The sequence below is a fragment of the Streptomyces sp. NPDC087440 genome, assembly GCF_044744005.1.
Taxonomy (GTDB): Bacteria; Actinomycetota; Actinomycetes; order Streptomycetales; family Streptomycetaceae; genus Streptomyces.
In genome coordinates, this window is record NZ_JBIUXN010000015.1 from 183,639 (window position 1) to 210,383 (window position 26,745).

Genomic DNA, 26,745 nt, shown 5'->3' on the forward strand with positions numbered 1-26,745 from the left:
CGCCCCCTGCCGTACGGGGCCGGTCCGGGCCGGTTCAGGCGTCCACGGCCCGTGCCCCCGACGGGACCTCCGCGATGGAGCGGCCCGCCCAGGACGGGGCGTCCTCGCGCAGGTCTGTCAGGCGTCGGCGGATGGTCTCCGGGAACCCGGTGGCGCGGCCCGCCGACTGGTCGACGTGCAGGGCGAGGAGTTCGGTGGTGGCCACCGGTTCGGCCTCGGTCGGCAGAATGGTGGGCGACTCCCCCGCCGCCTCGGTGTCGACCACGAACAGCTCGTGGGTGAAGCGCAGCTTCTTCGCGTCGACGCCCAGCACCCGGGTGCGGACGGCGAGGCGGGCGCCCTCGGGAACGTCGCTGAGGTAGCGGATGTGCGCCTCGACGGTGTAGAGGGAGCAGCCGGTGGACTCGCGGTAGCCCGCGTGCAGACCGGTCTCGATCATCATGGCGTCGGTGGCGTACCCGAAGACGAGGACGTAGAAGGCCTCGCTCATGTGGCCGTTGTAGTCGATCCACTCGGGGCGGACCGTGTGGTGGACGAGCGGCAGGCAGGTGACGACGCCGTCCAGTTCGGTGGTGTCGGTGACGTCCTGGCGGTCCCCGACGCGTGCTTCGCCGCTCACTTGCCGTCCTCCCCCGCGGTGCGCTGCTGCGGAAGGCGGCCGGTGGCGCGCAGGATGTCGATGACGCCCTGGTCGCGTTCGGCGACGAGGTCCGCGATGGTGCGTCCTTCGGCGGCGTCGTCGCATCCGGCGACCACGGCGTCGTACAGCTTCCTGTCGAGTTCGGGGGCTTCGAGGCGGGTCCACGGGGACTTCAGGGAGGGGCCGAAGTGGTCGAGCATGTGGGCCATGCCACCCTCGCCGCCCGCGAGGGCGAAGGTGAGCATCGGGCCCATGAACGCCCAGCGCAGGCCGGGCCCCTCGGTGATCGAGTCGTCGATCTCGCGGACGGTGGCCTCACCGTTGGCGACCATGTGCAGGGCCTCGCGCCACAGGGCTTCCTGGAGGCGGTTGGCGATGAAGCCGGGGACCTCGCGGTCCATGGTGATGACGGACTTGCCCGCGACCTCGTAGAAGCGGGACGACCAGGCGACGGCCTCGGCGCTGGTGCGCTCGCCGCCGACGACCTCGACCAGGGGGATCAGGTAGGGCGGGTTGAAGGGGTGCCCGACGACGAGGCGGCCGGGGTCGGCGGCCTCGGTCTGCATGTCGGTCATCGGGTAGCCGGAGGTGGAGGACGCGATGACGACCCCGGCGGGGGCGGCGGCGTCGAGCTGCCGCAGCAGGTCGCGCTTCAGCTCCAACTTCTCGGGGGCGCTCTCCTGGACGAACTGGGCCTCGGCGACGGCCTCGTGGAGGGTCGCGGTGACGGTGAGCCGGTCCGGGGACGCGCCGTCGGCGAGCCCGAGCCGGGTCAGGGCGGGCCAGGCGGCGTCGACGAGGCGGCGCAGCTTCTGTTCGGCGTCGGGGGCGGGGTCCCAGGCGGTGACGTCGTAGCCGCGGGCCAGGAAGTGGGCGACCCAGCCGCCGCCGATGACACCGGCACCGACACAGGCGACGCGGCGTACGTCCTCGGGGGCGCAGGGGGGTGTGGGGGAAGTCATGGTGGGGGGGGGAGAACTCCTCGTACTGCGGGCAGGGTTGACGAGTGGTCGGGGCGTCAGGCGCGCGGCTTCAGGCCGAGCGTGGCGCGGGCCTCGTCCGGGGTGGCGACCCGGGAGCCGAGCGACTCGGTGATGGTGACGGCGCGCTCGACGAGCTGGGCGTTGGTGGCCTTGTTGCCCTTGCCGAGGTAGAGGTTGTCCTCCAGGCCGACCCGGACGTGGCCGCCGAGCAGGATGGACTGGGCGACCCACGGCATCTGCATCCGGCCCAGGGCGAAGCTGGCGAACTGGGCGCCCTCGGGCAGCATGTTGACCATCGACTGGAGGACGCCGGGGTCGGCGGGCGCGCCCCACGGGATGCCCATGCACAACTGGAAGACGGTGGGGTCGTCGAGCAGGCCCTCGGCCTTCAGCTGCTTGGCGAACCACAGCTGGCCGGTGTCGAAGATCTCCAACTCGGGCCGTACGCCCAGCTCCTGGATGCGCCGGGCACCGGCGCGGAGCATGTCGGGGGTGGAGATGTAGAGGTTGTCGCCGAAGTTCAGCGAGCCGCAGTCGAGGGTGCAGATGTCGGGCAGGAGGTCCTCGACGTGCGGAAGCCGGTCCAGGCCGCCGACCAGGTCGGTGCCGGGCAGCGGGAAGTCCTTGAGCGGCTGGTCCGGGTCGATCACCAGGTCGCCGCCCATGCCCGCGGTGAGGTTGATGACGACGTCGGTGCCGGTCTCCTTGATCCGCTCGACGACCTCGCGGTAGAGGTGCGGGTCGCGGGACGGGTCGCCGGTCTCGGGGTCGCGCACGTGGATGTGCACGACGGCCGCCCCGGCCTCGGCCGCCTGGACGGCGGAGGTGGCTATCTGCTCCGGGGAGACGGGGACGTGCGGGCTCTTGCGGACGGTGTCGCCCGCGCCGGTGAGGGCGCAGGTGATGATGACGTCCTGGTTCACGGTCATGCGGATCTCCTTACGGGGAGCGGTGGTTGGGGAGGTGCGGAGGAGGGGACCGATCAAGCGGGGAGGCGGACCGCAGGGGCGCGGGAGCGCAACGGATCAGCCGTGGGAGGGGATCGGTCAGGCATGGGAGGGGGTCGGTCAGCCGTGGGAGGGGATCGGTCAGGCATGGGAGGGAGTCGGCCGGACAGGGAGGAGGGTCGCGGCCACGTGGTCGAGGAGCGCGCCGTGCATGTCCTCGGCGCTCGTCCCGCCGGCGGCGCCGGGCGTCGAGGCGAGCACCTGGGCGGCGAGCCCGTCGATGAGGGCGGTGAGGCGCAGTGCCGCGCCCTCGGGGTCGGTGCCGGGCCTGAAGGCTCCCTGGGCGACTCCGCGACGTACGACGTCGGCAACGGTGTCCCGCCACTGCCGGTAGTAGTCGACGTGCAGCCGGCCCACGGCGGTCGAGCGTGCGGCCTGGGCCCAGAGGTCGACCCAGACGAGCCACTGGCGGCGCTGCTGCTCGCTGTACGGGACCTGGAGCTCGATGAGCTGGTGCAGTTCGTCGGCGGCGTTCTGGGCCTCGGCGGTACGGGCGGCCCGGCGCGCCGTGTCCTCGTCCATGCACCAACGGACGGCGGCTTCGAGCAGGTCGTCCCGGCCCGGGAAGTGGTAGTGGATGGTGGCGGTGCTGGTGGCGCAGGCCTCGGCGATGTCGGCGACCCGTACCGCGTGGAATCCGCGTTCGGCGATGAGCCGGACGGCCTCGCGCACGATCTGCAGGGGCCGGCCGCCGTCCGGTGCGGCAGCGGTCGTGGCGGTGTCGCGGGTACGTCGTACCGGCGCGGCCGCAGGCGGGCGCGAGCCCAGCAGCCAGCCCACGTCGGCGCCGGCCGTGTCGGCGATCCTGGCCAGTTCGGCGGCGGTGAACCGACGGGTGCCGCCCAGCGAGCGGGACAGCTTCGAGGGGTCCATCACGACCCGCCGGGCGAACTCCCGCTGGCTGACTCCGGCCGCCGCGACGACCTCCCGGACCCGGGCGGCCACGTCGGTCGCTGTGTCGGCCGCAGTCTCGGCCGCTGTGTCGGCCGCTGTCTCGGTCGCTGTGTCGGCCGCGCCGTCGGCTGGTTCGTGCTGCATGGTCGGCCACCGTACGCACGTATTGAGCAAATCTCAACGCCTACCGCCTTCACCAGGGCATTGAGATAGCGACTGATGAGTCAGTCAGGCAAGATTCCCACGGAAGGACCCCAGCGTGACCGACGCGACAGCCGATTCCCCGGCCGCCGAGACCCGCACGGAGAACGGCACCGTGCCCGGCGGCCATCCCGCGCTCCGCTTCCGCGGCGCCGTCTCCGTGCAGCGCGGCCCCGGCGGCGCCTGGTTCTCCCCCTGGCGGGTGCCCCACGAGGAGGCGAGGCTGTATCTGCCCGAGGGCGGCATCGGCCGGGCGGCGATGCCCGCCGGGGTGCGACTGACGTTCCGTACCGACAGCGGTTCCCTGGTCTGCCGCTACCAGGCCGACCCGGCGCCCCGGCTGACCGGCGTGCAGGAACAGCCCCGGCTCGACGTGGTCTGCGACGGAAGGCCGGTGGAGACGGTCGAGCTGACGGCCCACGGCGGTGATGCGGAGTTCCGTACGGCACGCCTGCCGGGGCGGATGGTCACGGTGGAGCTGTGGCTGCCGACCTACCACCAGTTCCGGCTGCGCTCCCTGGTCCTGGACGCGGGGGCGGCGCTCGCCCCCGACACCGGCGTGCTGCCGCGCTGGGTGCATTACGGGAGTTCCATCTCGCAGGGGCGCGGGGCCGCCTCGCCGGTTCATGCCTGGCCCGCGCTGGTCGCCCGCAGCGCCGGGCTCGACCTGACGTCGCTCGCGCTGGGCGCGGCCTGCTGCCTCCAGCCGATGACCGCACGCCTGATGCGCGACCTGCCCGCCGAACTGCTCACCGCCTGCGTGGGGATCAACGTCCAGTCGCTCGGCAGCCACAGTCCCGGCGCCTTCGACGCCGCGCTCATCGGCTTCGTCCGCACGGTCCGCGAACGGCACCCCGACACCCCGTTCGTCCTCATGTCGGCGATCGTCGCGCCGGACCGCGAGACGCTGCGCGGGCCGACCGGAATGACCGTCGAGGAGATCCGCGCGCGCACCCGCGACGTCGTCCACCTCCTGCGCTCGCACGGCGATGTGAAGTTGCGCCACATCAACGGGCTCGACGTCTTCGGGCCGCGCGAGGTCCCGCTGATGCTGGAGCCGCCGGGTCTGGACCGGCTGCATCCGGGCCCGACCGGGCACCCGGTGTTCGCCCGGCGCTTCCTCGGCGCTCTGCGCAAGGTCCTGGGCGACGGACTCCCGGGCGGGGCACTCCTTGACGCGCCCTTCACATCAGACCCTTGTGCCGCTCCCCCGATTCCGCAATTGTCCTGATCATGACTGAGACGACCAGGCCGGCCGCGCCGCCGAACCCCGTCCGCAAACCCCTCAGGCAACTCCTTGCCGCCTCCGTCGGCAATGCCGTCGAGTGGTACGACTGGTACGCGTACACCTTCCTGGCGACGTTCATCGCGGCGCAGATCTTCCCGAAGAGCGCGGGCAGCCCGCTGGTGCCGCTGCTGTCGACCTTCGCGGTGTTCGCGGTCGGGTTCTTCATGCGGCCGGTCGGCGGGCTGCTGCTGGGCGCGGTCGCGGACCGGCACGGGCGGCGGGCCGCGCTGACGGTGACGATCCTGCTGATGGGCGGGAGCAGTCTGCTGGTCGGGCTGACGCCGACGTACGCCTCGGTGGGGGTGCTCGCGCCGGTGATCCTGGTGCTGGCGCGGCTGCTCCAAGGCCTGTCCGTGGGCGGGGAGTTCGCCGCGTCGACGACGTTCCTGGTGGAGTCGGCGGGGCCCGGCAGGCGGGGGCTGTTCTCCAGTTTCCAGTACGTGTCCACGACCGCGGGGCAGCTCGCCGCGTCCGGGATCGCCGCACTGCTGGTGTCGAACCTCAGCGACGGGCAGATGGACGGGTGGGGCTGGCGGGTGCCGTTCGTGCTGGGTGCCGTGCTGAGCCTGGTGGGGTTCTGGATTCGTCGCGGGGCGCACGAGACGCACGCGCCGGTGGAGCGCACCGAGCGGCCGGGGCTGTTCGACGCGCTGCGGAAGTACCCGCGCCAGTCCCTGCTGATCTGCGGAATCACCGCGGGCGGCACCATCTCGTACTACACGTGGACGTCCTACCTGCCGACCTACGCGGAGCTGAACGGCGGTTTCGACAAGTCGGACGCGCTGCTCGCGGGGACGATCTCGCTGGCGTTCTTCGCGGTGCTCCAGCCGCTGGGCGGGCTGCTCTCGGACCGGATCGGGCGCAGGCCGCTGCTTTTGTTCTCGGGGCTCGGGTTCGCGCTGCTGATCGTGCCGCTGCTGCGGGTGGTGGACGGGGGCGTCTCGTTCGGGACGCTGGTGCTGGTGAGCTGCGCGGGGATGGTGCTGCTGACGGGGTTCACGTCGATCTCGGCGGCGGTCAACGCGGAGATCTTCCCGGCGAAGGTGCGCGCCTCGGGGATCGGGTTCCCGTACTCGCTGACGGTGGCGATGTTCGGCGGGACCGCGCCGTACATGGGGACGCTGTTCAAGGAGATCGGCAATCCGGGGCTGTTCCCGTGGTACGTCGCCGTGCTGTGCCTGGTGTCCTCGGCGGTGTTCTTCCGGCTGCCGGAGAACGCGCACAAGGAGCTGGAGAAGTAACACCCGTACGACGCCGGGCACCGCGGGGCACCGCGGGGCACCGCGGTGCGCGTTACTCGTCGGCGTCCGGGAAGCCCAGCTCGCGCAGTGCCCGGTCGGCCGACTTGACCAGCTCGGCCGCACCGCAGGCGACCGCGATGGCGCGGCCCCGCTCCAGTTCGCTGCGGGAACCGGTGGCGATGCCCCATTCGACGCGGGCCCCGGCGTGCTCGTACTTGCAGGGCGAGGAGCCGAGCAGGTCCACGGCGCGCCGCAGCAGTTCCGCCCGCTGCTGCCCCTGGACCAGCTCGGCCTGGCAACGCATGGCTTCGCCGATCGCGGTGTTGGTGCCGAACCGTTCGGCCTTCTCGCGTGCGTACCGGGCGAGCTGCGCCGCGCGCTCCGGGTCGTCCGGGGCGACCGCGCGGGCCAGGTCCAGGGCCCACGGGGCGAGCACCGTGTTGTGCCTGCCGCGGGCCTTGAGCGCCTCGCCCGCCGCCTCCAGTTCGGCGACGGCCTCCTTGGTACGGCCCTGCGCGAGCAGCAGCCTGCCCCGTACCGAGGCGGCGTCGGGGATGACGATCGTGGTGGGGTACGGGGCGTGGAAGCCGAAGTCGTCGGCGACCTTGCGGGCCTCGTCGACCCGGCCGCGGGCCAGCAGCGTGTCGATGAGCATGCACACGGCGTCCCAGTGCATGGGCAGGCCGTGCCCGATGCGCTCAGCGAGCCGGACGCTCTCCTTGAGGTCCTCCTCGGCCCGCACCAGGTTGCCGCGCCGCCGCTGGACGTATCCGGTCAGCGCGTACGCGAAGGCCAGGTGGCCGCCGCTCCAGCCGACCTCGGTGAAGGCCCGGCGGGCGTCCGCGAACAGGGCGTCGGCGTGGTTGAGCCGGTCGGCGAAGGCGTAGCTGAGGCCGAGCAGGGCGGGCACCTCGAAGCCCCAGGTCTGGTCGGTCCAGTTCAGGCCCGGCGGCAGGCTGTCGTTGACGAGGGCCCGGTCGCCGATCTCCACGATCGTCTCCGCGTCCTCGCCGACGGCGGTCGCGTCGAAGGCGCGCAGCATCAAAAGGGCCTGTTCGGTGGTGTCCCGGCCCTCGACCTGCGCGGCGGCGTCCTTGAGCCGCCGGGACCTGGCGGGTCCGTCGAACTCGGTGGCGTACACGCCCTCCCAGAGGAACTGGATGGTCTGCAACCGCATCCGCAGCGGGCCGGGAGCGGCGTCGGCGGCCACCTGGGCCACCATCTGACCGGCCTCGGCGGCCTGGTCGTTGTGGGTGAGCGCCTGCGACAGCAGGAACACGGCGTCGGCCTGCTGCTCGTCGTCGAGGCCGGGCTGGTCCAGGGCCTCCTTCAGGTAGTCGACGGCGGTGGCGGGCGCGGTGAGGGTGATGAGCTTGCCCAGTTCGTAGAGCACTTGGGCTCTGACGGTGGGCAGCGGCGGCTCCTTCAGCGCCCGCTCCAGACAGAGCCGGGCGGCGTCGGGTGCGCCGACCGCGACGTACTCCCGGTGGGCGGCCCGCATCTGCTCGACCAGGTCGGCGTTGTCCTCGGGCGGTACGTCCAGGAGGTAGCGGGACGCCGCCGCGGCGCCGCGCCCGTCTTCGAGCAGGACTTCGGCGACGATGCCGTACATCGCGAGGCGGACCCAGGTGGGCACCGCCTCGTTGACGGCGGTGGCGATGGTCGGGTGGACGAACTCCAGGTGCTCGTCCTCGCCCTTGAGGATGCGGATGTCCCGCAGCCAGTGGGCGCACTCGACGGCGTCCTCGACGTTGATCCGCACCACCTTGGCGGCCTGCTTGAGGGAGACGTCGGACTCCAGGACGGCGACGGCGAACGCGAAGCTGAGGGTGTGCCCGCCCTTCGCCTTGAGCCGCTCCATCAGCCCTTCGGGGCGTTCGGTCGCCATCAGGGGGGCGCAGCCTGTCCGCGGTGCCCTCGACCGGTTCGAGCTCCTGGGCCTTGGCCCGGGCGACGAGCGCGACGGTCTCGAAGAGGTTGCCGCCGGTCACGGCCCACACCTCGCGGCAGAACGGGTCGTCGGCGTGCTCCCCCAGCACTTCCCGGGCGAAGCGGGCGGTGCCCGTGGGCGAGAGCGGGCCCAGGAGGACGTCGGTGCCCACGCGGCGCACGGTGCTGTCCAGTTCGCGGAGCAGGGTGGCGGTCTCGCCGTCCGCCTCGTTGGTGCGGTAGGCGGCGACCAGCAGCACCGGAGGGACCGGGGTCGCCAGGGGTACGTCGGCGCGTGCGGCGAACGGGACCAGCCAGCGCAGGGTCTCCAGGTCGCTCCACTGGAGGTCGTCGACGACGAGGACCAGCGGGTGGTGGCGCACGGCGAGGTTGTCGAACAGGGCGTCGAGGCCGTCGCGGACGCCCCGCGGGTCGGCCTTCACCTCGCTGCTGCGGGTGACGATGCCGAGGGCGGGGGCGACGCTGGAGTGCCATTCGCCGAGCAGGTCCCGGGTGGCGGTGTCGCTGGCGCCGGCCAGGGCCGGCTGGAGGAGATGGCGTACGACGTGGAAGGCGACGGAGGCGACCGTCTCGCCGCCGCGGGCCGACCAGACGGCGCAGTCGCGGGCCCGGGCGCGGCGCTGGATCTCTGCGAGGAGGGCGGTCTTGCCGATGCCTGCTTCGCCGCGGAAGAGGAGGACGCCGCCGCGGGGTGCGGAGGGTGCGCACAGGGCGTCGAGGGCCTTCGCGGCCGACTCCAGTTCCGCTTCGCGTTCGATCAACTGCGCTGCGGGTGCTGGGGTTTCCGGCCGGGGCACGGGCATTCCTTCCCTCGGTACGTCGGAATTCCGAGCGTATCCCTACGCTTCGGCCACTGACCAGCTTCTCCGGAATTTCCCCTCGACGGGGGGCGGTTGCGGGCCATAGCCGCCCCGCAACCGCCCCGTCCGTCTCACCCCGTGAGCAGCACTCCCCCGTACGACACCCCGGCCACGACCACCCACGCGCACAGCCCCAGCCCCGCAACCCGGCCCCCCGTCCGGGTCAGCGACGGCAGGTGGACGGCGCTGCCCAGGCCGAACAGGGCGGCGGCCAGCAGGAGTTCCTGCGTCTGCTGGGCGATGTCGAGGCCCAGTGGCGGCACCCAGCCGGTCGTGCGCACCAGCACCATCACCAGGAAGCCCACCACGAACAGCGGCACGATCGGCGGTCGCTTCTGCCCCGTGGCGGGGGCGTCGGCAGCGGCCCGCCCCGCGGCAGCGACCTTGTGCCGGTGGCGTACCGACAGCGCCACCGCCGCCACCAGCGGCGCCAGCAGCGCCACCCGCATCAGCTTCACCAGGACCGCTTCGCCGAGCGCCCCGGGTCCGGCTGTCTGCGCCGTCGCCACGACCTGGCCGACGTCGTGCACGCTGGCCCCGACCCAGCGGCCGAACTCGGCGTCGGTGAGCCCCAACGGGCCGTGCAGCAACGGGAGTACGGCTATCGCGAGGGTGCCGCACAGGGTGACGAGGGCGACGGAGGTCGCCGTGTCGCGTTCGTCGCTGTCGGTGGCCTCGCTCACCGCGCCGATCGCGGACGCCCCGCAGATCGAGTAGCCGGTGGCGATCAGCAGGGGCTGGTCGCCGGGCAGGCCCATCTTCCGGCCCAGCCACCAGGTGCCGAAGAAGGTCGCGGCGACCACGGCGAGGACCATCAGCACCGTCGCCCAGCCGATGCCCAGGACGTCGTCGAGGCTCAGCTTCAGGCCGAGCAGGACGATGCCGACCCGCATCAGGCGCTTGGCGGCGAAGGTGAGGCCGGGGCGCGCCGCTCCGCGTACCGTCGTACGGGCCAGGGGCAGGTGCGCGACGACGATGCCCAGCACCACGGCCGCCGTCAGCATCGGTACGGCCGGGACGATCCGGTGGATTCCCCAGGCGGCGGCCACGCCCAGGACGGCCAGGGTCAGCCCGGGCAGCTTGCCGGGGGCGGCCGGGGGTGCGGCGAGGAGAGGGCGGCGGGTCGGGCGTTCCCGCAGCAGCGCCATCAGCGGTCGGCCGGGAGTTCGTACACGCGGCGGACGCTGGAGCCGATGCGGGAGATGTCCGCACCGTAGACGTGCAGCGATATCGCGAGGTCGTCGCAGGCGTTCCAGACCCGGTGGATGTCGCCGGGCGGCGCGAAGCCGCAGACCGCGCCCTGCGGGTTGACGACGTCGTCGGTGGCGACGAGGTGCGCGCGGGCGCCCTCGGCGGCGGGAACCAGCCGGTAGCGGCGCTCGCGCTCCTCGCCGACGTGGACCCCGGTCGTGCACCAGGAGACGTGGTCGTGGACGGAGGTCTGCTGGCCGGGCAGCCAGACGAGGGCGACGATCGAGAAGCTGCCGTCGTGCTCGGCGTGCAGCAGGTGCTGGCGGTAACAGTGGGGGTCGGACTCCTGCTGCTCCTCGGTCAGCAGGTCGTCCGCGCCCAGGTGCGGGGCGAGGCGTTCGCCGACGAGGTAGGCGGTGAGGTCCGGCGGCAGGCCCTGGCCCACGGCTTCGCGTACCGAAGCGACGAGGGCGTCCAGGCGGGCGGTCGTGCGCGCGGCCGTGTAGGCGGTCGAAGTCGTGGTCATACGGGCAGCGTGCAGCCGCCCGATCCATCACGTCCAACACCGATTCGTACGCAGTTCCCCAAATCCTGCTTATGCCTCGTGGAGGGGTTCAGCAGCCGATCTTGTGGGCGGCGACGGTCTTCAGCTCGTCCAGCACCAGCGCGGTCGCCGGTATGCGCAGGTGCTCGCGGAGCACGTACGCGGACACCTGGCGTTTCGAGGCGGGGGCCAGCGCCCGCCCGGTGACCTGTTCATGGCGCAGGAAGTTCAGCACCAGGCCCGGCATCATGGCGATGCCGAGCCCCTCGGCGACGAGGCTCTGCACGACCAGGTTGTCGTCGGTGGTGAAGGCGATGTCGGGGGCGAAGCCCTGGGCGGCGCACTCGTGGAGGAAGTTGACGCGGCAGCGCAGACAGCCCGCGATCCAGCGTTCCTCGGCCAGGTCGGCGAGGTTGACGGACGGCGACGGGTGAGCGGGTGCCGGGTCGGCAGCAGCACGAGCAGCTGGTCCTCCAGCAGCGGCACCTCCATCACCTCCTGCGGAACCTCCTCGTCCGATCCCGGGTACGTGAAGGCCAGCGCGATGTCGCACTCCCCGCGCACCAGCCGCTGCAACGACTCCGGCGGCTCCTCCTCGCTCAGCTCCACCCGCACCCCGGGATGCCCGGACGCGAGCCGGGCCAGGGTCTCGGGAACGAGGGTGGCGTTGGCGCTGGGAAACGCGCACAGCCGCACCCGGCCGGTGTGCAGCCGGGTCAGCGCCGTCATCTGCTGCTGGGCGGCGCTCATGGTGTCGAGGATCGCGGCGGCGTGCCGGGACAGGGTCTCCCCCGCCTCGGTGAGCCGCAGCCCGCGTCCGGCGCGGGTGAACAGGGGGGTGCCGACGTCCCGTTCGAGGGCCTTCATCTGCTGGGTGATCGCGGGCTGGGTGTAGCCCAGGGCGCGCGCGGCGGCGGAGTAGGACCCGGTGCGCACCACTTCGTGAAAGGTCTTGATGTGCCTCGAATCGAACACCGGCTCAGCATAGCGGGGCGTCCGGCCGTGGATCATAAGCAGGTTTTGGGGGTACGCAGCGGACTCGCCGCCTCCTGCGGGCCCCGGGTCGGGTGATGCTGAGCGGGACGTGGGTGATCACCGGGCCCCGGCGGGGGCGGTCGGGGAGACGACCTTGAAGGTGATGTGGACCTGGCGGGTGCCGCCGCCCGCCCGGACCACGGCCGTGCCAGCCCGCGCCGCGCGGATCTCCCATTCCCGGTAGCCGGGGTCCGTCTCGTACGCCACGGGGACGACGGTGACCGCGGGTCCGTCGGCGGTGGCCTCCCCGGAGTCCGGTCCGGTGAGCCTCAGCAGGGCGACGCCGCCGGTCATGAGGGTGAGGGTGCGCCCCGAGTCGTCCCGGGTGAGCGAGAGCCGGGTGGGGGTGGGGGTGCCGGGCAGGTCGGGCAGGGGCGCGGAGGCGGACAGGGTGCGCCCGGGGGCGGGTTCCGGGCCCGCGCAGGCGGTCGCCGCCACCCCGAGGAGCAGGGTGGCGGCGACCGCGGACCAGCGCGCCGCCGACCGGCGCGACAACGGAGGAACGGCTAGAGGAGTGGAACGTTGACGCATGTCAGGATCCTCGCCTGCCGGAACAGCTCCTGCGGGCCGGATGCCGCATCCAGCCGCACCCTCTCCGCGTTCTGAAGCACCGTCAGGAATGGTGTGTCTGCTCTGAGATCACCGTCCGTGTCGACCTTCTCGTCCGGCTCGAAAGCACCTTTGGCGAAGTTCAGCCAGGCGCCCAGGAGTTGACGGTCGACGGACTTCTTCGCGTCGAAGAGGGACGGTGCGAGGACGTGCGCGGCCTTCGCCTGCGTGGACACGTCGACGCCCTCCGAGAACACCGCGCTGGAGTGCTGCACGATCTTCAGGTAGCAGTCGAGGCGTTCCTTGCCGAGCCCGGTGAGGTCCCCCGTCAGGTACTTCGCGTACCAGACGTCGGCGAGCAGTGAGAGCGGCGCGTTGCCCTGGACGATCACCTTGGCCTTGCCGGAGCCGGTGCCGCCGTCGTCGTCGCGGGCGGTGAGCCCCAGGTCGTACAGGCAGGGCTTCTGGTACGTGTGCGCCTGTGCGTCCGTGATGTCCCGGGGCTGGACGCCCGGGCTGTTCGCGGGGTCCGGTTCGGGCGGGTTGACCAGGGAGTTCGTCACGGTGTCGGGGGTGCCGTCGCCCCATGCCCAGGCGATCTTCTCGTCGTCGCTGCCGGGGTCGGTGACGCGCCCGGCAAACTCGGCCTTCTTGCCCGCGTGCACGACGAGGGTCCTGCCGCCCGCGAGATCGGCGGCCCGGGACGTGTCGACGGCGGCGGTCGGGTCGACGTTGGCGACCTTGACGGCGGTCTGCTCACAGGTCTCGGTGTCGTCGTCCTTGCCGCAGACCGTGAGGGTGTAGGTGCCGTTGTCGCCGAAGACGGTGTCGGTGGTGAAGGAGAGGGTGGCGTCGGGCCGCCCGTTCTCCACCTGCCCGTGCAGGGGTACGGTCCTGCCGTCCCCGAGGTCGACGGTCGCGGTGAGCGGGTCGAGCCAGCCGGGGTCGGTGACGGTGCCGCTGACGGTCAGCCTGCCGCCCTCGACGGCCTCGCCCTTGACGGTGAAGGAGACGGCGGGCGCGACGTTGGTGACGGTCACCGTGGCGGTGCCGGTGCTCGCCCCGGCGGCGTTCTGGACGCGCAGCCCGACCGTGTACGTGCCGTCCTGGCCGACCCGGTCGAAGAGCGGGGCCGGTCCGGTGGCGTCGTCGTACGCGCCGTCGCCGTCGAAGTCCCAGGCGTACGCGGCCGCGCCGCCCGGCGAGGTGCTGCCGGAGGCGTCGAGCCGGACGTCCGCGCCCTCCTTGGTGGTGTACGGTCCGCCCGCGTCGGCCGTCGGCTTGCAGGTGGCGGGGAGGTCGGTGGCGGGGGTGCCCTGGTTCTGGGCGGAGGAGGAGGCGCTCGCACCCAGGCCGCGCCTGGCGAACGCACCCCACAGCAGGCACTGGTTGGCGCCGTTGTTGTTGGCGCGGTCGGCGGCGAGGATGCCGTCGCGGGCATCCAGGAAGTCCGGCTTGGACGGGGTCAACTTCATTCCGTCGACCATGAGTTGCTCGTGCTGGGCCTTGCCGCCCGCAGTGCCGTGCGCGCCGACGAGGGCGGTGCGGGCCTCCCACATGACGGCCGCCCAGATCTCGCCTTCGCGGTGCACCTCGCAGCCGCCCTCGCAGAGGTTGGCGTAGGTGAGGGGGCTCTTGTCGTACGCGTAGCGGCGCACGCCGGACGCGGTGCCGGTGGCGTACTCGCCGTAGACCGGGTCGCTCCACAGGGAGGTGGCGATCGCGTCGCCCCAGCCCTCGCCGAGGCCGCCGGTCTGTGCGCCGCTGCCGAGGTTGCCGCCGCCGACGAGGCGGTGCGAGAGGCCGTGGCTGTACTCGTGGGCGACGGTGTCGCCGTTCATGCCGCGGTGGGTGTTGAGCGGGCTGCAGGAGGTGCGGCCGACGAACATGCGCATGGTGGGGTTCTGGCCGTCGGCGGGGGTGCCGAAGTTGGCGTTGCAGGCGCTGCTGCCGGAGGCGTTGTAGTCGACGTAGACCTGGACGCGGTCGCTGCCCTTGCCGCCGTTGCCGAGGTTGTCCTCCTGGAAGTTCCCGGACGCCTCGTCGAAGCCGAGCCGGTAGAGGAAGTCGTGCATGGTGTTGGTGTAGTAGAACGCCTGGGTGACGACGGCGTCCCGGTCGGTGGTGAGGTCGGTGCCGCCGCTGGTGCGGAAGGCGTCCGTGAACGGGTAGGTGAAGTGCTGGTACGCGGGATCACCGGCGGGCGGGGTCTGCGGCTGGTAGCCGAGGGACTCCTGCCCGGTGAGGTTCTGCGAGACCTCGGCGTTGTTGCCGGTGGGGACGCGGCCCTCGACCCAGGAGCGGCCGAGGCCGCTGAAGGGGACGGTCTGCTGGCTGCCGTGGTTGGCGTTCTGACCGGTGAAGACGCGGCCTTCGGGGCCCTCGTTGTGGTTGAGGTCGGTGCGGCTGAGGATCGTGCCGTTCCCGGCGTCGACCACGGTGTCGTACAGGTGGCCGTTCTTGGCGGTGAGCTGGGTGCGCCAGCCGGGGCGTGCGGTGCCGTCGGCGAGGGGCAGGACGACGCGGGTCGCGGTGGTCTGGCCGGTGACCTCGGGGGTGCCGACGGAGGCTGCTGCGAGGTCGAGTGCCGTGGTTTGACCGAGAGCTGACGGTGCGTCGGTATGGACACCGGGGATCAGCGATCCGGTGGCGGTGAGGATGCGGCCCTGCTTGTCGACGGCGACGGAGAGCTGGGCGCCGTGGACGGGCACACCCCGGTCGGTCTGGCCGAGGAAGACGTGCTGGACGCCGTTGTGCCGCGTATCGTACGACTTCACGACGTCGAGGCCGTTGAGGTCGGCGGCGGAGAGCCCGTACAGCTCGGCGTGTTCGCGCACGTAGCCGAGGGCGATGCTGCGGGCGTCGGCCGTGCGGGCACCGGTGAGGGTGGGGCGGCCCTGCGGGGCGACGAGGCGCGGGGTGCCGGTGCGGCCCCAGCGGACGGCCGACTTCCCCAACTCCCTTGCCGCGACGAGCTGTTCGGAGGTCGGGCTCTTGCGCAGGGCGGCCTGCGGATCGATGTCGGGGTAGGGCTGATCGGCCCTTTCCTCGACTGCGGCGACTGCGGCGGCGGCCGGTGGAGCGGGGGTGGCCGAGGCGGCCGGTACGGAGACGGCGGTGGCGGGCAGGGCGAGCAGCGCCGCGCCCACGACGAGCGTTCTCCGCATCGGGCTTCTTCGAGTGCGGGCTCTTCGTATACGGGTTCTTCGTATGCGTGCGGACGGCATCGCTCTCCCCCTGATACGCGGTTCACGGCAAGGAACCGCGCCAAGGTACGTGAGCATGACAAGAGGGAGGAAGGGTGCTCGGGGCGGGATGGCCGAAAGTGACGCACACGCACTGCTGTGACGCCTGGGCGCCGGTGAGCTGGAGGTGAGGGGTGCGCCGGGGCCCACCCCTCACCGGGCCCTCAACGGCTCTGCGACTCCTCCGTCTGCTCCCCGTGTCCGCCGTGGCCCCCATGCCCGCCATGGCCGCCGTGCCCGTTCTGCAACGCCCGCCGGTACTCCTCCACGGTCGGCTTCGGTACGTACGTCCCCGGCCCGTACATCGCCTTGGCCAGCCGCGCACGCAGCCGGTCGGAGCGTTTGACGGGCCTGCGCACACCGTTGGCGTCGACCTCGGGGCCGACCTCGAAGGGCACGGGCTGCTCGTGCGCGGTGAGGGTGTGCAGCTCGCCCTGCGTCAGCGGGGTGTGCACCTCGATGTACTCGCCGTGCGGCAGCCGTTTGAGCGTGCCGCTCTCCCGGCCGTGCAACGTCTTCTCGCTGTCCCGGAGTTGGAGCCCCTGACAGACGCGGCGCGTGATGACGAAGGCCAGCGCGGGCACCACGAAGGACCCGATGCGCACGAACCAGGTGATGGTGTTGATCGAGAGGTGGAAGTGCGTGGCCCACAGGTCGTTGCCGCCGCCGATCAGCAGCACTCCGTACAGCGTGAGCCAGGCGACGCCGAGGCCGGTGCGGGTGGGGGCGTTGCGCGGGCGCTGCGCGATGTGGTGCTCGCGCTTGTCGCCCGTCACCCAGGCCTCGATGAACGGATAGACGGCGATCGCCATCATGATCAGCGGGAAGAGCGTGAAGGGGATGAAGACGCCGAGTTGGAGCGTGTGCCCCCAGGCGTTGATCTCCCAGCTGGGCATCACCCGGATCAGCCCCTCGGAGAAGCCGAGGTACCAGTCGGGCTGGGCGCCGGTGGAGACGAGATCGGGACGGTAGGGGCCGAGCGCCCAGACCGGGTTGATGGTGACGACCGCACCCATGATCGCGAGGACGCCGAAGACCAGGAAGAAGAAGCCACCTGCCTTGGCGACGTAGACGGGCAGGAAGGGTGCGCCGACGACGTTCTTCTCGGTCCTGCCGGGCCCCGCGAACTGCGTGTGCTTGTGGTAGAAGACCAGGATCAGGTGGGCGACGACCAGCCCCAGCATGATCCCGGGCAGCAGCAGGATGTGCACCGGATAGAGCCGGGCGATGATGTCGTCACCCGGGAACTCCCCGCCGAACAGGAAGAACGCGAGATACGTGCCCACGATCGGCACCGACAGGATCGCGCCGTGCGCGAAGCGCAGCCCGGTCCCGGAGAGCAGGTCGTCCGGGAGCGAGTACCCGGTCAGCCCGGTGATCAGGGCGAGCATCAGCAGGGTCCAGCCGATGAGCCAGTTGATCTCGCGCGGCTTGCGGAAGGCGCCGGTGAAGAAGACCCGCATCATGTGCACGAGCATCCCGGCGACGAAGACGAGGGCCGCCCAGTGGTGGATCTGCCGGATCAGCAGCCCGCCGCGCACCTCGAAGCTGATGTCGACGGTGGACTCGAAGGCGCGGGTCATGCGGACGCCGTTGAGCGGGGTGTACGCGCCGTGGTAGACGACCTCGGCGGCGCTGGGTTCGAAGAAGAGGGTGAGGTAGATGCCGGTGAGGATGACGATCAGGAAGCTGTAGAGGCAGATCTCGCCGAACATGAAGGACCAGTGGTCCGGGAAGATCTTCCGCAGGTTGGCCCTGGCCATCGGGTAGAGCCCGAGCCGCCCGTCCGCCCAGTCGGCCAGATTCTCGCCCTTGCCGGGCGGTCCTGGCCTCGTGCTGTCGCCTTGGGTGAGTCCGCTGCCGCTGGTGCTGCTCATACGACCCCCTCATACGGACCTCTCAGAGTAGGCGCGTCGCCATACAGATCCAACAGGGTTGACGACGTAGGCAGTTGAAGTGTCAGGTGGCGGCCCAAAGGTGCCGGTGGGAGCCGAGCGGGGAGGGGCCGCGCGGCGCGCCTGGCGGCTGGATATGGTTGCCGATCACGGAGTACGGGATCAGGGACGGATCAGGGACAGGGCGCGGGGCCGGGAACGAGGAGGGCGGGCGCATGGCGGGTCCGGGGGACGGGCGCAGGGCGGGTCCGGGACGCGAGGACTGGATACGGGTGCCGGTCGGGCCCGACGCACAACGGTGGGCCACCCGGGGCGGGTGCCGCCTCGTGCTGCTCGTGGTGCACAACGTGACGTCCGCGACCCGGCTGCTGGACGTGGCACCGCTCTTCGACGACGACACCGGGGTGCAGCTGCTGGCGACCTGCCCCGGCTCGTCGCCGTTCCGCGCCGGGATCACAGAGCTGCTGCGGGACGTCGGGATACCGGTACTGCCGTGGGCGCAGGCGCTCGCGACGCCGGTCGACCTCGCGATATCCGCCAGCTTCGGGGGCGAACTGCACCGGATCCAGGGGAAGTTGGCCATCCTCTCGCACGGGGTTGGCTACACTAAGAGGCTGGCCACACCGGACACCGGACACCGGACACCGGACACCGGACACCGGACACCCTTCGGCCGAGGCCTCACCCCACGCCCGCATCGTCGGCCCCCCGCCCCCGCCGCCCGTCTTCGGCCTCTCCGCCCCGTGGCTGCTGCACAACGGTGTCCCCATCGCGGACGCGCTCGTCCTGTCCCACCCCGAGCAGCAGGACCGCCTCAAGGAGGCCTGCCCCGCCGCCGCCCCTACCGGCGTCATCGCCGGTGACCCCTGCTTCGACCGCATCCTGGCGGCCCGCCCGCACCGTACGTACTTCCGCAACGCCCTGGGAGTGCACCCCGGCCGGCGCCTGATCGTCGTCAACTCCACCTGGAACCCGGAGTCCCTGTTCGGCGACGGCGGCGGCGAGGACCTGCTGCCCGTCCTGCTGCCCCGGCTGATCTCGGAGCTCCCCCGCGACGAGTACCAGGTCGCCGCCGTCCTGCACCCCAACATCTGGGCGGGGCACGGCCCCGGGCAGATCCGCTCCTGGCTCGACCGGGCCCGCCGCGCCGGGCTCGTCCTCGTCGACCCGTTGCACCACTGGCGGCAGGCACTCATCGCGGCCGACGCGGTGATCGGCGACCACGGGGCCGTCTCCTTCTACGCGGCCGCCCTCGGCACACCGGTCCTGCTCGGCGCCGCCCCGCTGGCCGGACTCGCCCCGGACTCGCCGGTCGCGGACTTCGTCTCGGAAGCGCCACGCCTGATCCCGGACCTCCCCCTCCTCCCCCAACTGGACCGTCTCCTCGCGGAACACCAACCGTCCCCGCAGGCAGCCGAGTTCACCACGTCCGTACCCGGCGAGTCCGCGACACTGCTGCGCCGCCTGTTCTACGCGCTGATGGCCCGCCCGGAGCCGCCCGAGCCCGCCCGCCCCGTACCGTTGCTCGCTCCGCCGTACGAGCCGGGAGAGGCCACCGCACCCCTGCACGTCGTCACCGCGTGCGGCCCCGGCGGGGAGGTCTCGGTCACTCGGTACGCCGATCCGCGCACGGCACCCGCTGTGCGCGGCGAGGTGCACACGGCGGTGCACGAGGACACCCGGAACCCGGAGCGGCTGGCCCTCGCCGACCTCGTCCATCGGGCGAACGCGGCCGACGACCCCCGGTTCGGCGGGCCCGCCCGCTGGACGGCGGACATCCTCGACCGCTTCCCGCAGTGCGCGCTCGCGGTGTACGTCACCGGCCCGGACACCTGCACGGTCCGCACCCGGGAGGGCGCGCTCCTGCGCCTGACCGGCACATCGGGCGCCGACCCGACCCTGTACGCGTCCGCCCTGTACGCATCCGCCCTGTACGCATCGGCTCCGTACGCATCCTCTGCACACGCCCGCCCGGCAGATCCGGCGGAGCCAACGCGTCACCTGACCGTGCGCACCGGCTCCGCCCGCCACCCCGTGACGGTCACCCCGCTGCCGGACCCGCTCCGCGGCTGACGCACAGCGCGCGCAGCCGTCGCAGGTAGGCGAGGTGGTGTTCCGCCCCTTCCCGCTCCAGGACGGCGATCGCCTCGTCGACCAGCGGCAGCGCGGCAGCCTGTTCGGCCGGGCTCGCCCGCCGGGTGCCGTCCACGTGCGTACGGGCGAGGTCGGTCAGACAGCGCGCCATGTTGTACGCGTCGTCGCCCGCCCGGAAGTACCGCACCGCCGCACCGAGCCGCTCGCGGGCCTCCTCGGTGCGGCCCAGTCCGGTGAGCGCGCGGCCCCGGTGGCGTTCGAGGAGGGCGAGGGCGCGGGGCAGGTCGGCGGCGCCCTCGTCGCCGGGGCCGATGGCCGCGTACAGGCCCTCCACCCGGTCGAAGAGCGCGTACGCCTCCTCCCACCGCCACTGCGCGAGCCGCAGCAGCCCCAACCCCTCGATGGCGGAGGCCTGTCCGCGGACGTGCCCTGCGGCGCTCTCGTCGCGGGCGGCGGCTTCGAGGGCGTGCCCGGCCTCCTCGTACCGTTCGAGGGCGGTGAGGGCGAAGCCCAGGTGGGCGTGCATCATCGCGGCGGTACGGGTGCCGGGGAAGTGCTCGTCGGCGGTGCGCGCGCCGGTGTGCAGCGCGGGCAGCACGACGTCCAGGTGCCCCGCCTTGAGCTGCACCGGCCACAGGGCGCGGACCAGCCTGCACACGGTGTCGGGGCGGCCGAACTCGTCGGCCGCGGCGACCGCTTCCGCCAGGTTCGCGCTCTCGGCGGCGAGCGCGCCCAGGGCTTCGCTCTGGCTCTCGTACGTCAACGCCTCGTCGCTGTCGCGCGGTTGGGGGGAGCGCCAGCTCTGCGGCAGGGCGGCGCGGGCGGTCGGCTCGGCGAAGTGCAGGTACCCGTCGAGCACCCGCCCGACGGCCGCCGAGCACACGGCGGGACCGTCCTCCCGGGCGGCGGCCTGCTCGGCCTGGGCGCGCGCCGAGGGGCGGTGCCGGTAGTGCCCCTGCGGGGTGGTGTCCAGGAGCCGGGAGGTGGCGAGTACGTCGAGGGCGCGGGCGGCGTCGGGGACCGCGAGGTTGGCCGCGCGGGCGGCCAGGGCGGGGGTGACGGCGGGCCAGGGGCGCAGTGCGGTGAGCCGGTGGACGCGGGCGGTGACGGGGTCGAGGGTCTGGTAGGCGTGGTCGATGGCGGTGCGGACGGCGTCGCGTTCGGGCATGGCGGGTAACTGCGTCCTCTCCGTGCGGGGTTGCGGCACGTGCGCGAGGCGGGGTGCGGCGGCCAGGACCGCGTAGGGCGAGCCGCCGCAGTCGGCGATCACCGACGGGAGCAGGGCGCGGGCCGCGTCGAGGGCCGGGCGGCCCGCTGTCGCCTCCAGGAGCCGGCGGACGTACTTGTCCGCGAGCGGCCCGACGGGGATGCGCCGGGCGGGGAGCCGCAGCAGGGGGTCGCGGGCGGTGACCACCGTGACCACGCCCGGCGCGGTGGCGATCAGGGGGAGCGCCTGGGCGGCGGACGAGGCGTGGTCGAGGACGACGAGCAGGGCGAGGTCGGCGACGCAGCGCCGGAAGAACTCGGCCCGGTGCGGCTCGGAGGGAGGTATCTCCTCCTGGGGCACGCCGAGTTGGCGCAGGGCCTCGCGCAGGGCGGCTCCGGAGCTCATCGCCCCGTGGGGCCCGCCGCGCAGGTCCAGGTAGATCTGCCCGTCCTTGAACCGGCGTTCGGCCTCCCGGCCGCCCCAGCACCAGGCGATCTCGGTGGTGCCGATGCCTTCGGGCCCGTGCAGGAGGGCCACCTTGGGCCGCCCGTCCACCTTGCGGGCGGCCTCCTCGTCCAGCGCCTTCAGCACACCCTGTCGATTCATGAAGTGCCGTGAGGCGGCGGGGAGTCGAGGCGCGGAACGCGCGCCGGAGGCCCGTCTGACAGTGCGGGCGAAGACGTCCCAGTCCCGGGCGAGCCCGGGGTCGTCACGCATCGCCTCGTGCAACTGGGCGGCCATCAGCTCCACTTGACGCTGATCGACGGGCGCGGCGACCTCCCGCCCGAGAATCCGCTGCACCAGCGAACCCGCCGACTGCCAGACCCACTTGCCCGCCTCCGAGGCCGTTCCCGAGGCGACCGCGCCCAGCACGGTCGAAATGGCCCCCACCGAGATGAGATCGAGCATCCGGCACTCCCCCGTCGTCGCGTCGTCGAGGGATCAACCGTATCGACAGGAGTGGCCCACACAACACCCTCCCCGGACCGCCGCCCGGCCCTCCCCCTCGGGGGCGGCCGTAGGGTGGCGGGAAGACAGGAAACGCAATGGTCAGGAGGGTGACAGGTGACAGAAGCCATGAACGGCACCACCAACGTGAGCCACACCAACGACAGCATCGACGACATCAAGGCCGGCATACGCAGGCGGCTGGACGAGGTCGCCCCGGAGCTGGTGACCCTGAGCCGCCGCATCCACGCGCACCCGGAGAACGCCTTCGAGGAGCACCGGGCGGCCGCCTGGTGCACCGACCTCCTCCGCGCCCACGGCTTCGCGGTGACCGCGCCCGCGTACGGGCTGCCGACCGCCTTCGAGGCGACGGCGGGTTCGGGCCCGGTGACGGTGGCACTGGCCTGTGAGTACGACGCGCTGCCCGGGCTGGGCCACGCCTGCGGCCACAACCTCATCGCCGCGGCGGGGGTGGGTGCGGGCCTGGCCCTCGCCCCTTTTGCGGACGAACTCGGCCTGACGATACGGGTCTTGGGCACGCCCGCCGAGGAGAGCGGAGGCGGCAAGGCGCTCCTCCTCGACGCCGGGGCGTTCGCCGGGGTCGATGCGGCGATGATGATCCACCCGTGCCCGTTCGACGTGGCGGACTTCCACTCGTACGCGATGGGCTCCCTGGACATCACCTACACGGGCAAGTCGGCGCACGCCGCGATGAACCCCGAGGACGGCCGCAACGCGGCGGACGCGCTGACGGTCGCGCAGGTCGCCCTCGGCCTGCTCCGCCAGCACCTTCCCTCCGACTGGAAGGTCCACGGCATCACCACCGGGGCGGGCACGGCCCTCAACGCGATCCCGGAACGCGCCCACGCCTCCTACGCGCTGCGCACCCCTTCCGCACCCGAACTGCGCGCGCTCCGCGCCCGGGTCGAGGACTGCTTCCGCGCGGGCGCCCTGGCGACGGGCTGCGAGGTGGCTCTCGCCCAGCCGTCCCCCGACTACCTCGACTTCCGCTCCGACCCGGAGCTGGTCGCCCTGTGGACGGCGAACGCGCGCGCGGTGGGCCGTCCGGAGCCCACGGTCCGCGGCCCCTTCGCCTCCACCGACATGGGAAACGTCTCCCACGCGGTCCCCTCGATCCACCCCGTCCTGAACATCGGCACGACCGCCTGCGGCCCCCACCAACCCGAATTCACCGCGGCGGCATCGACTCCGGCCGCGGAACGCACGATGCTGGACGGCGCGCTCTCCCTCGCCTGGACCGCCGCCGACCTCCACACCCCTACGGCTGCACAAGACTGATCGACCCGGACGCCCCGACAGGAGGCGCGGGGCTGTGCTCGCTGCGCGGGGTGCGCCCTTCAGGGGCGCGGTGCTGTGCTGCACGTGCGGCTCCGCCGCGCGGACGCGCCCTTCAGGGGCGCGGGGAACTGCGCGACCAGCCACGACGCACTCGAACGGGAACCGTGGGCAGCCGCGCGGCGAGCGCTTTAGGGAAAGGGGCGGGTCCGGGGCCTCTCCTGCCCGAGCGGCAGGGGCTGACGTGTCCGGTACGGGGGTGGGCCGGGGCCTCTTTGGACGTGCGTCCGGCGCAGGAGCTTGGGCAGGGGCGGCACCGGGCTGGGCCGGGAGCGGGAGGGGCCGCCCCCTTGCCCGCCCGTTCCGCCCCCTTGGGGCGGCCCCGTCGCCCAAGGGGGCGGGGCGGCAAAGGGCGGAGCCAAGGGGGACGGGACGGCACAGGGCGGAGCCAAGGGGGCGCGGCGGCGACAGGCGAAGCCAAGGGGGACGGGACGGTACAGGGCGGAGCCAAGGGGGACGGGGCGGCGGAGCCAGACGGGGCGAGGCGGAAGAGGCGGAGCCGGAAGGGGGCGCGGCGGAAGAGGCGGAGTCTGAGGGGCCCCCTCAGCCCACCGGGCTCAAGGCTCCCGCCCTCGGCACCACCACCGGCGCCCCGTCCCCCGGCGCCTCCAGCACATCCACCTCCACCCCGTACAACTCCCGCACCAGCTCAGCGGTGACCACCTCACGGGCGGGCCCGTGGGCCACCACCCGCCCGTCGTTCATGGCCACGACCACGTCCGCGTACCGCGCCGCACTCGCCAGGTCGTGCAGCACCATCACCACGGTCCGCCCCACCGCCGCGACCTCCCGCACCAGCGTCAGCACCTCCACCGCGTGCCCGAGGTCCAGCGCGCTGGTCGGCTCGTCGAGGAGCACGATCGGCGTCTCCTGCGCCAGCACCATCGCCAGCCAGCACCGCTGCCGCTGTCCGCCGGAGAGCTGGTCGAGCCGCCGCTCGGCCAGGGAGAGGGTGCCCGTCGCCTCCAGCGCCGCCCGCACCGCCTTCTCGTCCGCGCGCGACCACTGCCGGAACAGCCCCTGGTGCGGGTGGCGTCCGTACCGTACGAGACCGGCGACGGTGACCGCCTCCGGCGCCTGCGGCGACTGGGCGAGCAGCGCGATCCGGTGGGCGGCCTGACGCTGGGTGAGCGCCCACACGTCCTCCTCACCCGCCCGTACCGTCCCGGACTCCGGCTTGTGGAGGCGGGCGACGGCCCGCAGCAGCGTCGACTTGCCGCAGCCGTTGGGTCCGACGATCGCGACGACCTGCCCGCTGGGGACGGTGAGGTCGACGCCGTCGACGACGGGATGGCCGGGGTATCCGGCGGTGAGCGCCTCTACGGTCAGTTCCACGGGGTTTCAGGCCTTTCCGGTCCGAGAGGGACTATCTGACTTCTTGCCGAACAGCACCCACAGCAGGAACGGTCCGCCGAGGACGCTCGTGACGACTCCCACCGGGATCTCGACCGGCGCGACGACCCGCCCCAGCGCGTCCGCCCCCGCGACCAGCGCCGCGCCGACGAGCGCGGAGCCGAGGATCGGCACGCGGGTGGGGCCGCTGAGCCGCGCCGCCAGTACGGGGGCCGCGAGGGCGACGAAGGCGATGGGGCCGCCGATACCGACGGCGATGCCGGAGAGCACGACCGCGAGCGCCAGGGTGATGGCCCGTACCCGGGGGACGTTCACGCCGAGCGTGGCGGCCATGTCGTCGTCGAACCGCAGCAGTTGCAGTCGGCTGCCCGCCACCAGCGCCAAGGGCACGAAGACCAGCAGCAGGTAGACGAGCGGGGTGCCGACGGCCCAGTCCCGCCCGTTGAGCGAGCCGACCGTCCAGAGGAAGACGCCTCCGGCGGTGTTGTCGTTCTCGCGCGACATCACGAGGTCGGTGACCGCGCCGATCACCGTGGAGACGCCGATGCCGACGACGAGGATGCGGTATCCGGCGTGCCCGGCCCCGCCCGCGCAGGCGACGACGAGCATGGCGGCGGCCGCAGCGCCGAGCGGTCCGAGCCACCAGTCGCCGATCATCCCGGTGGACGAGCCGACGACGGAGGCGACCACGGCCGCCGTGGCGCCGTCGTTGACGCCGATGACGTCGGGTGTGGCCAGGCGATTTCCGGCCAAGGTCTGGGTGAGGCAGCCCGCGATGCCGAGGGCCGCGCCGACCATCAGGCCGACCGCGATGCGGGGCAGCCGGAAGTCCCGTACGAGCATGACGGTGGCGCTGTCGCCGGTGCCGAGGAGACCGGCGAGGCTGTCGCCGAGGCTCATGCTGGTGGAGCTGGCGAACGCGGCGAAGGTGACGATGCCGCCGATGAGCACGGCGAGCCCGACGGCCGCGAGGGCGCTGCGGTGCGGGAAGAGCCAGGAGAACGCGCCGAACCGCAGCGGGGTGGAGTCGGGCGGGGTGAGGCTCTTCTCGTACGCGTCGTATGCGTTGTACGCGTCGTACGAGTCGTTCGGAAGGCTCGTAGGGCTGCTCATGCGCTCGCCCCCGCCGTCGACATGCGCCGCGACCGCGCGATCCAGATGAGCAACGGCCCGCCGATGAACGCCAGCAGCACGCTCACCGGCGTCTCCCAGGGCCGGATCACCACCCGCGCGAGCAGATCCGCGACGATCATCACGCACGCGCCGACCAGCCCGGACAGCACCAACTGGCCGCCCATGCGGGGCCCGGTGACGGACCGTGCCGCGTACGGGGCGAGCAGCCCGAGGAAGGCGATCGGCCCGGCCAGCGCCACCGCCGACCCGGCGAGCAGCGTCACGGCGACGGCGACGGTGAGCCGGATGCGCCCGGGATGGTGCCCGAGCGAGCGGGCGCTGTCGTCGCCCAGCGACAGCGCGGACAGCGGCCGTGCGGACAGGAACGCCACCGCGAGTCCGACCGCGATGAGCGGCAGCAACGGCAGCGTGTCCTTGGTCTCGATGCCCGCGAGGGAGCCGATGGTCCAGTAGCGGTACGTGTCGAACGTCGACTGGGTGCCGAGCAGTACGTACGACGTGGCCCCGTGGAAGGTAGCCCCGAGCGCGGAACCCGCGAGCACCAGCCGCAGCGGCGATCCGGCGGCCCGCCCCGACGCCGCCAGCAGGAGCACGACGGCGCTCGCCGCCATGCCGCCGACGAGGGCCCACACCAGGACCGCGTACGCGGAGGTGATGTGGAAGTACGTGAGTCCGATCACAACTCCCAGCGCCGCGCCGGAGTTGACGCCGAGCAGTCCGGTCTCGGCGAGGGGGTTGCGGGTGACCGCCTGGAGGAGGCAGCCGGCCGCGCCGAGCGCGACGCCGACGAGCAGTCCGGCGAGCGTGCGGGGCAGGCGTACGTCCAGGACGGCCAGCCTGATCTGCGCGTCCGCGCGGGCGGCGGGGTCACCGGTGAGGAAGCCCCAGGCCTTGGCGATCGGGTTGGAGCCCGAGCCGATCAGGAGGGACAGCACGCACAGGGCCGCCAGGAGCAGCAGCAGGGCGGCGGCCGCCCACAGCGTGGGCCGATGGAGTCTCGCCGAACCCGGTGTCGGGGGTTCGGTTCCGGCCTCCCGGACCCGCCCCTCTTGCGCAACCAACATGAAGTTAGCCTAACCTAACCACGACACGGAGCCCCTGGTCGGGTGCTGTGTGAACTCCCTGTTGCG

Annotated in this window: 17 protein-coding genes and 2 pseudogenes; 4 read left to right on the forward strand and 15 right to left on the reverse strand. The window is 72.7% G+C overall.

Annotated features, from left to right (window positions below; all coding sequences use genetic code 11):
• Positions 1-34 precede the first annotated feature (34 nt).
• The 4 genes from ACIO3O_RS27555 to ACIO3O_RS27570 form a co-directional block, all read right to left on the reverse strand.
• Entirely contained in the window at positions 35-565 is a 531-nt protein-coding gene (locus tag ACIO3O_RS27555; protein ID WP_401750404.1) for a thioesterase family protein, read from the reverse strand.
• Positions 566-615: 50 nt separating this feature from the next.
• Positions 616-1,602: a 3-hydroxyacyl-CoA dehydrogenase NAD-binding domain-containing protein gene (locus ACIO3O_RS27560; RefSeq protein WP_401750283.1), complete on the reverse strand. Its 987-nt coding sequence runs from the start codon at positions 1,600-1,602 to the stop codon at positions 616-618.
• A gap of 56 nt (positions 1,603-1,658) precedes the next feature.
• Positions 1,659-2,552, reverse strand: a complete 894-nt coding sequence (locus ACIO3O_RS27565) for a 3-keto-5-aminohexanoate cleavage protein (RefSeq protein WP_401750284.1) — start codon at positions 2,550-2,552, stop codon at positions 1,659-1,661.
• Positions 2,553-2,711: 159 nt separating this feature from the next.
• The gene (locus tag ACIO3O_RS27570; RefSeq protein ID WP_401750286.1) at positions 2,712-3,668 is read right to left on the reverse strand and encodes a TetR family transcriptional regulator C-terminal domain-containing protein; all 957 of its coding nucleotides are present in this window, start codon (positions 3,666-3,668) and stop codon (positions 2,712-2,714) included.
• A 115-nt stretch (positions 3,669-3,783) separates the two neighbouring features.
• On the opposite strand from ACIO3O_RS27570, the gene ACIO3O_RS27575 reads away from it, so the two are divergent.
• Both ACIO3O_RS27575 and ACIO3O_RS27580 read left to right on the forward strand, forming a co-directional pair.
• A complete protein-coding gene (locus tag ACIO3O_RS27575; RefSeq protein ID WP_401750288.1) occupies positions 3,784-4,956 on the forward strand; it encodes a GDSL-type esterase/lipase family protein in 1,173 nt (390 codons plus the stop codon).
• Positions 4,957-4,958: 2 nt separating this feature from the next.
• Entirely contained in the window at positions 4,959-6,254 is a 1,296-nt protein-coding gene (locus tag ACIO3O_RS27580) for an MFS transporter (protein ID WP_401750290.1), read from the forward strand.
• Between the two features lie 52 nt (positions 6,255-6,306).
• Here the strand turns inward: ACIO3O_RS27580 and ACIO3O_RS27585 are convergent.
• From ACIO3O_RS27585 to ACIO3O_RS27615, 7 genes and pseudogenes are all read right to left on the reverse strand, one after another.
• Positions 6,307-9,007: pseudogene (locus ACIO3O_RS27585) on the reverse strand (AAA family ATPase).
• Positions 9,008-9,135: 128 nt separating this feature from the next.
• Complete coding sequence (locus tag ACIO3O_RS27590) at positions 9,136-10,212, reverse strand: YeiH family protein (RefSeq protein WP_401750292.1); 1,077 nt, start codon at positions 10,210-10,212, stop codon at positions 9,136-9,138.
• Positions 10,212-10,781: a cysteine dioxygenase gene (locus tag ACIO3O_RS27595; RefSeq protein WP_401750294.1), complete on the reverse strand. Its 570-nt coding sequence runs from the start codon at positions 10,779-10,781 to the stop codon at positions 10,212-10,214. The genes ACIO3O_RS27590 and ACIO3O_RS27595 overlap by 1 nt, the downstream gene beginning before the upstream one ends.
• Before the next feature lie 88 nt (positions 10,782-10,869).
• Positions 10,870-11,774: pseudogene (locus ACIO3O_RS27600) on the reverse strand (LysR substrate-binding domain-containing protein).
• Between the two features lie 117 nt (positions 11,775-11,891).
• Positions 11,892-12,365 (reverse strand): hypothetical protein, encoded by a 474-nt coding sequence (locus tag ACIO3O_RS27605; protein WP_401750295.1) that lies wholly within the window; start codon positions 12,363-12,365, stop codon positions 11,892-11,894.
• A complete protein-coding gene (locus ACIO3O_RS27610; RefSeq protein WP_401750297.1) occupies positions 12,341-15,550 on the reverse strand; it encodes a M36 family metallopeptidase in 3,210 nt (1,069 codons plus the stop codon). The genes ACIO3O_RS27605 and ACIO3O_RS27610 overlap by 25 nt, the downstream gene beginning before the upstream one ends.
• Positions 15,551-15,792: 242 nt before the next feature.
• Positions 15,793-17,505, reverse strand: a complete 1,713-nt coding sequence (locus ACIO3O_RS27615) for a cytochrome bc complex cytochrome b subunit (RefSeq protein ID WP_401750299.1) — start codon at positions 17,503-17,505, stop codon at positions 15,793-15,795.
• Positions 17,506-18,120: 615 nt separating this feature from the next.
• Here ACIO3O_RS27615 and ACIO3O_RS27620 point away from each other — a divergent pair.
• A complete protein-coding gene (locus ACIO3O_RS27620; RefSeq protein WP_401750301.1) occupies positions 18,121-19,596 on the forward strand; it encodes a hypothetical protein in 1,476 nt (491 codons plus the stop codon).
• Here ACIO3O_RS27620 and ACIO3O_RS27625 read toward each other — a convergent pair.
• Positions 19,565-21,733: a tetratricopeptide repeat protein gene (locus ACIO3O_RS27625; protein ID WP_401750303.1), complete on the reverse strand. Its 2,169-nt coding sequence runs from the start codon at positions 21,731-21,733 to the stop codon at positions 19,565-19,567. The genes ACIO3O_RS27620 and ACIO3O_RS27625 overlap by 32 nt on opposite strands.
• 168 nt (positions 21,734-21,901) lie before the next feature.
• On the opposite strand from ACIO3O_RS27625, the gene ACIO3O_RS27630 reads away from it, so the two are divergent.
• The gene (locus ACIO3O_RS27630; protein WP_401750407.1) at positions 21,902-23,071 is read left to right on the forward strand and encodes a M20 family metallopeptidase; all 1,170 of its coding nucleotides are present in this window, start codon (positions 21,902-21,904) and stop codon (positions 23,069-23,071) included.
• 600 nt (positions 23,072-23,671) lie between these two features.
• Here the strand turns inward: ACIO3O_RS27630 and ACIO3O_RS27635 are convergent.
• From ACIO3O_RS27635 to ACIO3O_RS27645, 3 genes are read right to left on the reverse strand one after another with little or no spacing between them, the layout of a single operon-like run.
• Complete coding sequence (locus ACIO3O_RS27635; RefSeq protein ID WP_401750305.1) at positions 23,672-24,463, reverse strand: ABC transporter ATP-binding protein; 792 nt, start codon at positions 24,461-24,463, stop codon at positions 23,672-23,674.
• A gap of 6 nt (positions 24,464-24,469) precedes the next feature.
• Positions 24,470-25,594: a FecCD family ABC transporter permease gene (locus ACIO3O_RS27640; RefSeq protein WP_401750306.1), complete on the reverse strand. Its 1,125-nt coding sequence runs from the start codon at positions 25,592-25,594 to the stop codon at positions 24,470-24,472.
• A complete protein-coding gene (locus ACIO3O_RS27645; protein WP_401750308.1) occupies positions 25,591-26,679 on the reverse strand; it encodes a FecCD family ABC transporter permease in 1,089 nt (362 codons plus the stop codon). Before ACIO3O_RS27645 ends, ACIO3O_RS27640 begins: the two co-directional genes overlap by 4 nt.
• Between the last annotated feature and the right edge of the window lie 66 nt (positions 26,680-26,745).

Coding starts and splice junctions, on each gene's coding strand:
- ACIO3O_RS27595 (WP_401750294.1), bottom strand. CDS start 10,781: ATGACCACGACTTCGACCGCCTACACGGCCGCGCGCACGACCGCCCGC.
- ACIO3O_RS27565 (WP_401750284.1), bottom strand. CDS start 2,552: ATGACCGTGAACCAGGACGTCATCATCACCTGCGCCCTCACCGGCGCG.
- ACIO3O_RS27580 (WP_401750290.1), top strand. CDS start 4,959: ATGACTGAGACGACCAGGCCGGCCGCGCCGCCGAACCCCGTCCGCAAA.
- ACIO3O_RS27605 (WP_401750295.1), bottom strand. CDS start 12,365: ATGCGTCAACGTTCCACTCCTCTAGCCGTTCCTCCGTTGTCGCGCCGG.
- ACIO3O_RS27640 (WP_401750306.1), bottom strand. CDS start 25,594: ATGAGCAGCCCTACGAGCCTTCCGAACGACTCGTACGACGCGTACAAC.
- ACIO3O_RS27625 (WP_401750303.1), bottom strand. CDS start 21,733: ATGCTCGATCTCATCTCGGTGGGGGCCATTTCGACCGTGCTGGGCGCG.
- ACIO3O_RS27630 (WP_401750407.1), top strand. CDS start 21,902: ATGAACGGCACCACCAACGTGAGCCACACCAACGACAGCATCGACGAC.
- ACIO3O_RS27570 (WP_401750286.1), bottom strand. CDS start 3,668: ATGCAGCACGAACCAGCCGACGGCGCGGCCGACACAGCGACCGAGACA.
- ACIO3O_RS27590 (WP_401750292.1), bottom strand. CDS start 10,212: ATGGCGCTGCTGCGGGAACGCCCGACCCGCCGCCCTCTCCTCGCCGCA.
- ACIO3O_RS27645 (WP_401750308.1), bottom strand. CDS start 26,679: ATGTTGGTTGCGCAAGAGGGGCGGGTCCGGGAGGCCGGAACCGAACCC.
- ACIO3O_RS27560 (WP_401750283.1), bottom strand. CDS start 1,602: ATGACTTCCCCCACACCCCCCTGCGCCCCCGAGGACGTACGCCGCGTC.
- ACIO3O_RS27615 (WP_401750299.1), bottom strand. CDS start 17,505: ATGAGCAGCACCAGCGGCAGCGGACTCACCCAAGGCGACAGCACGAGG.
- ACIO3O_RS27610 (WP_401750297.1), bottom strand. CDS start 15,550: ATGCGGAGAACGCTCGTCGTGGGCGCGGCGCTGCTCGCCCTGCCCGCC.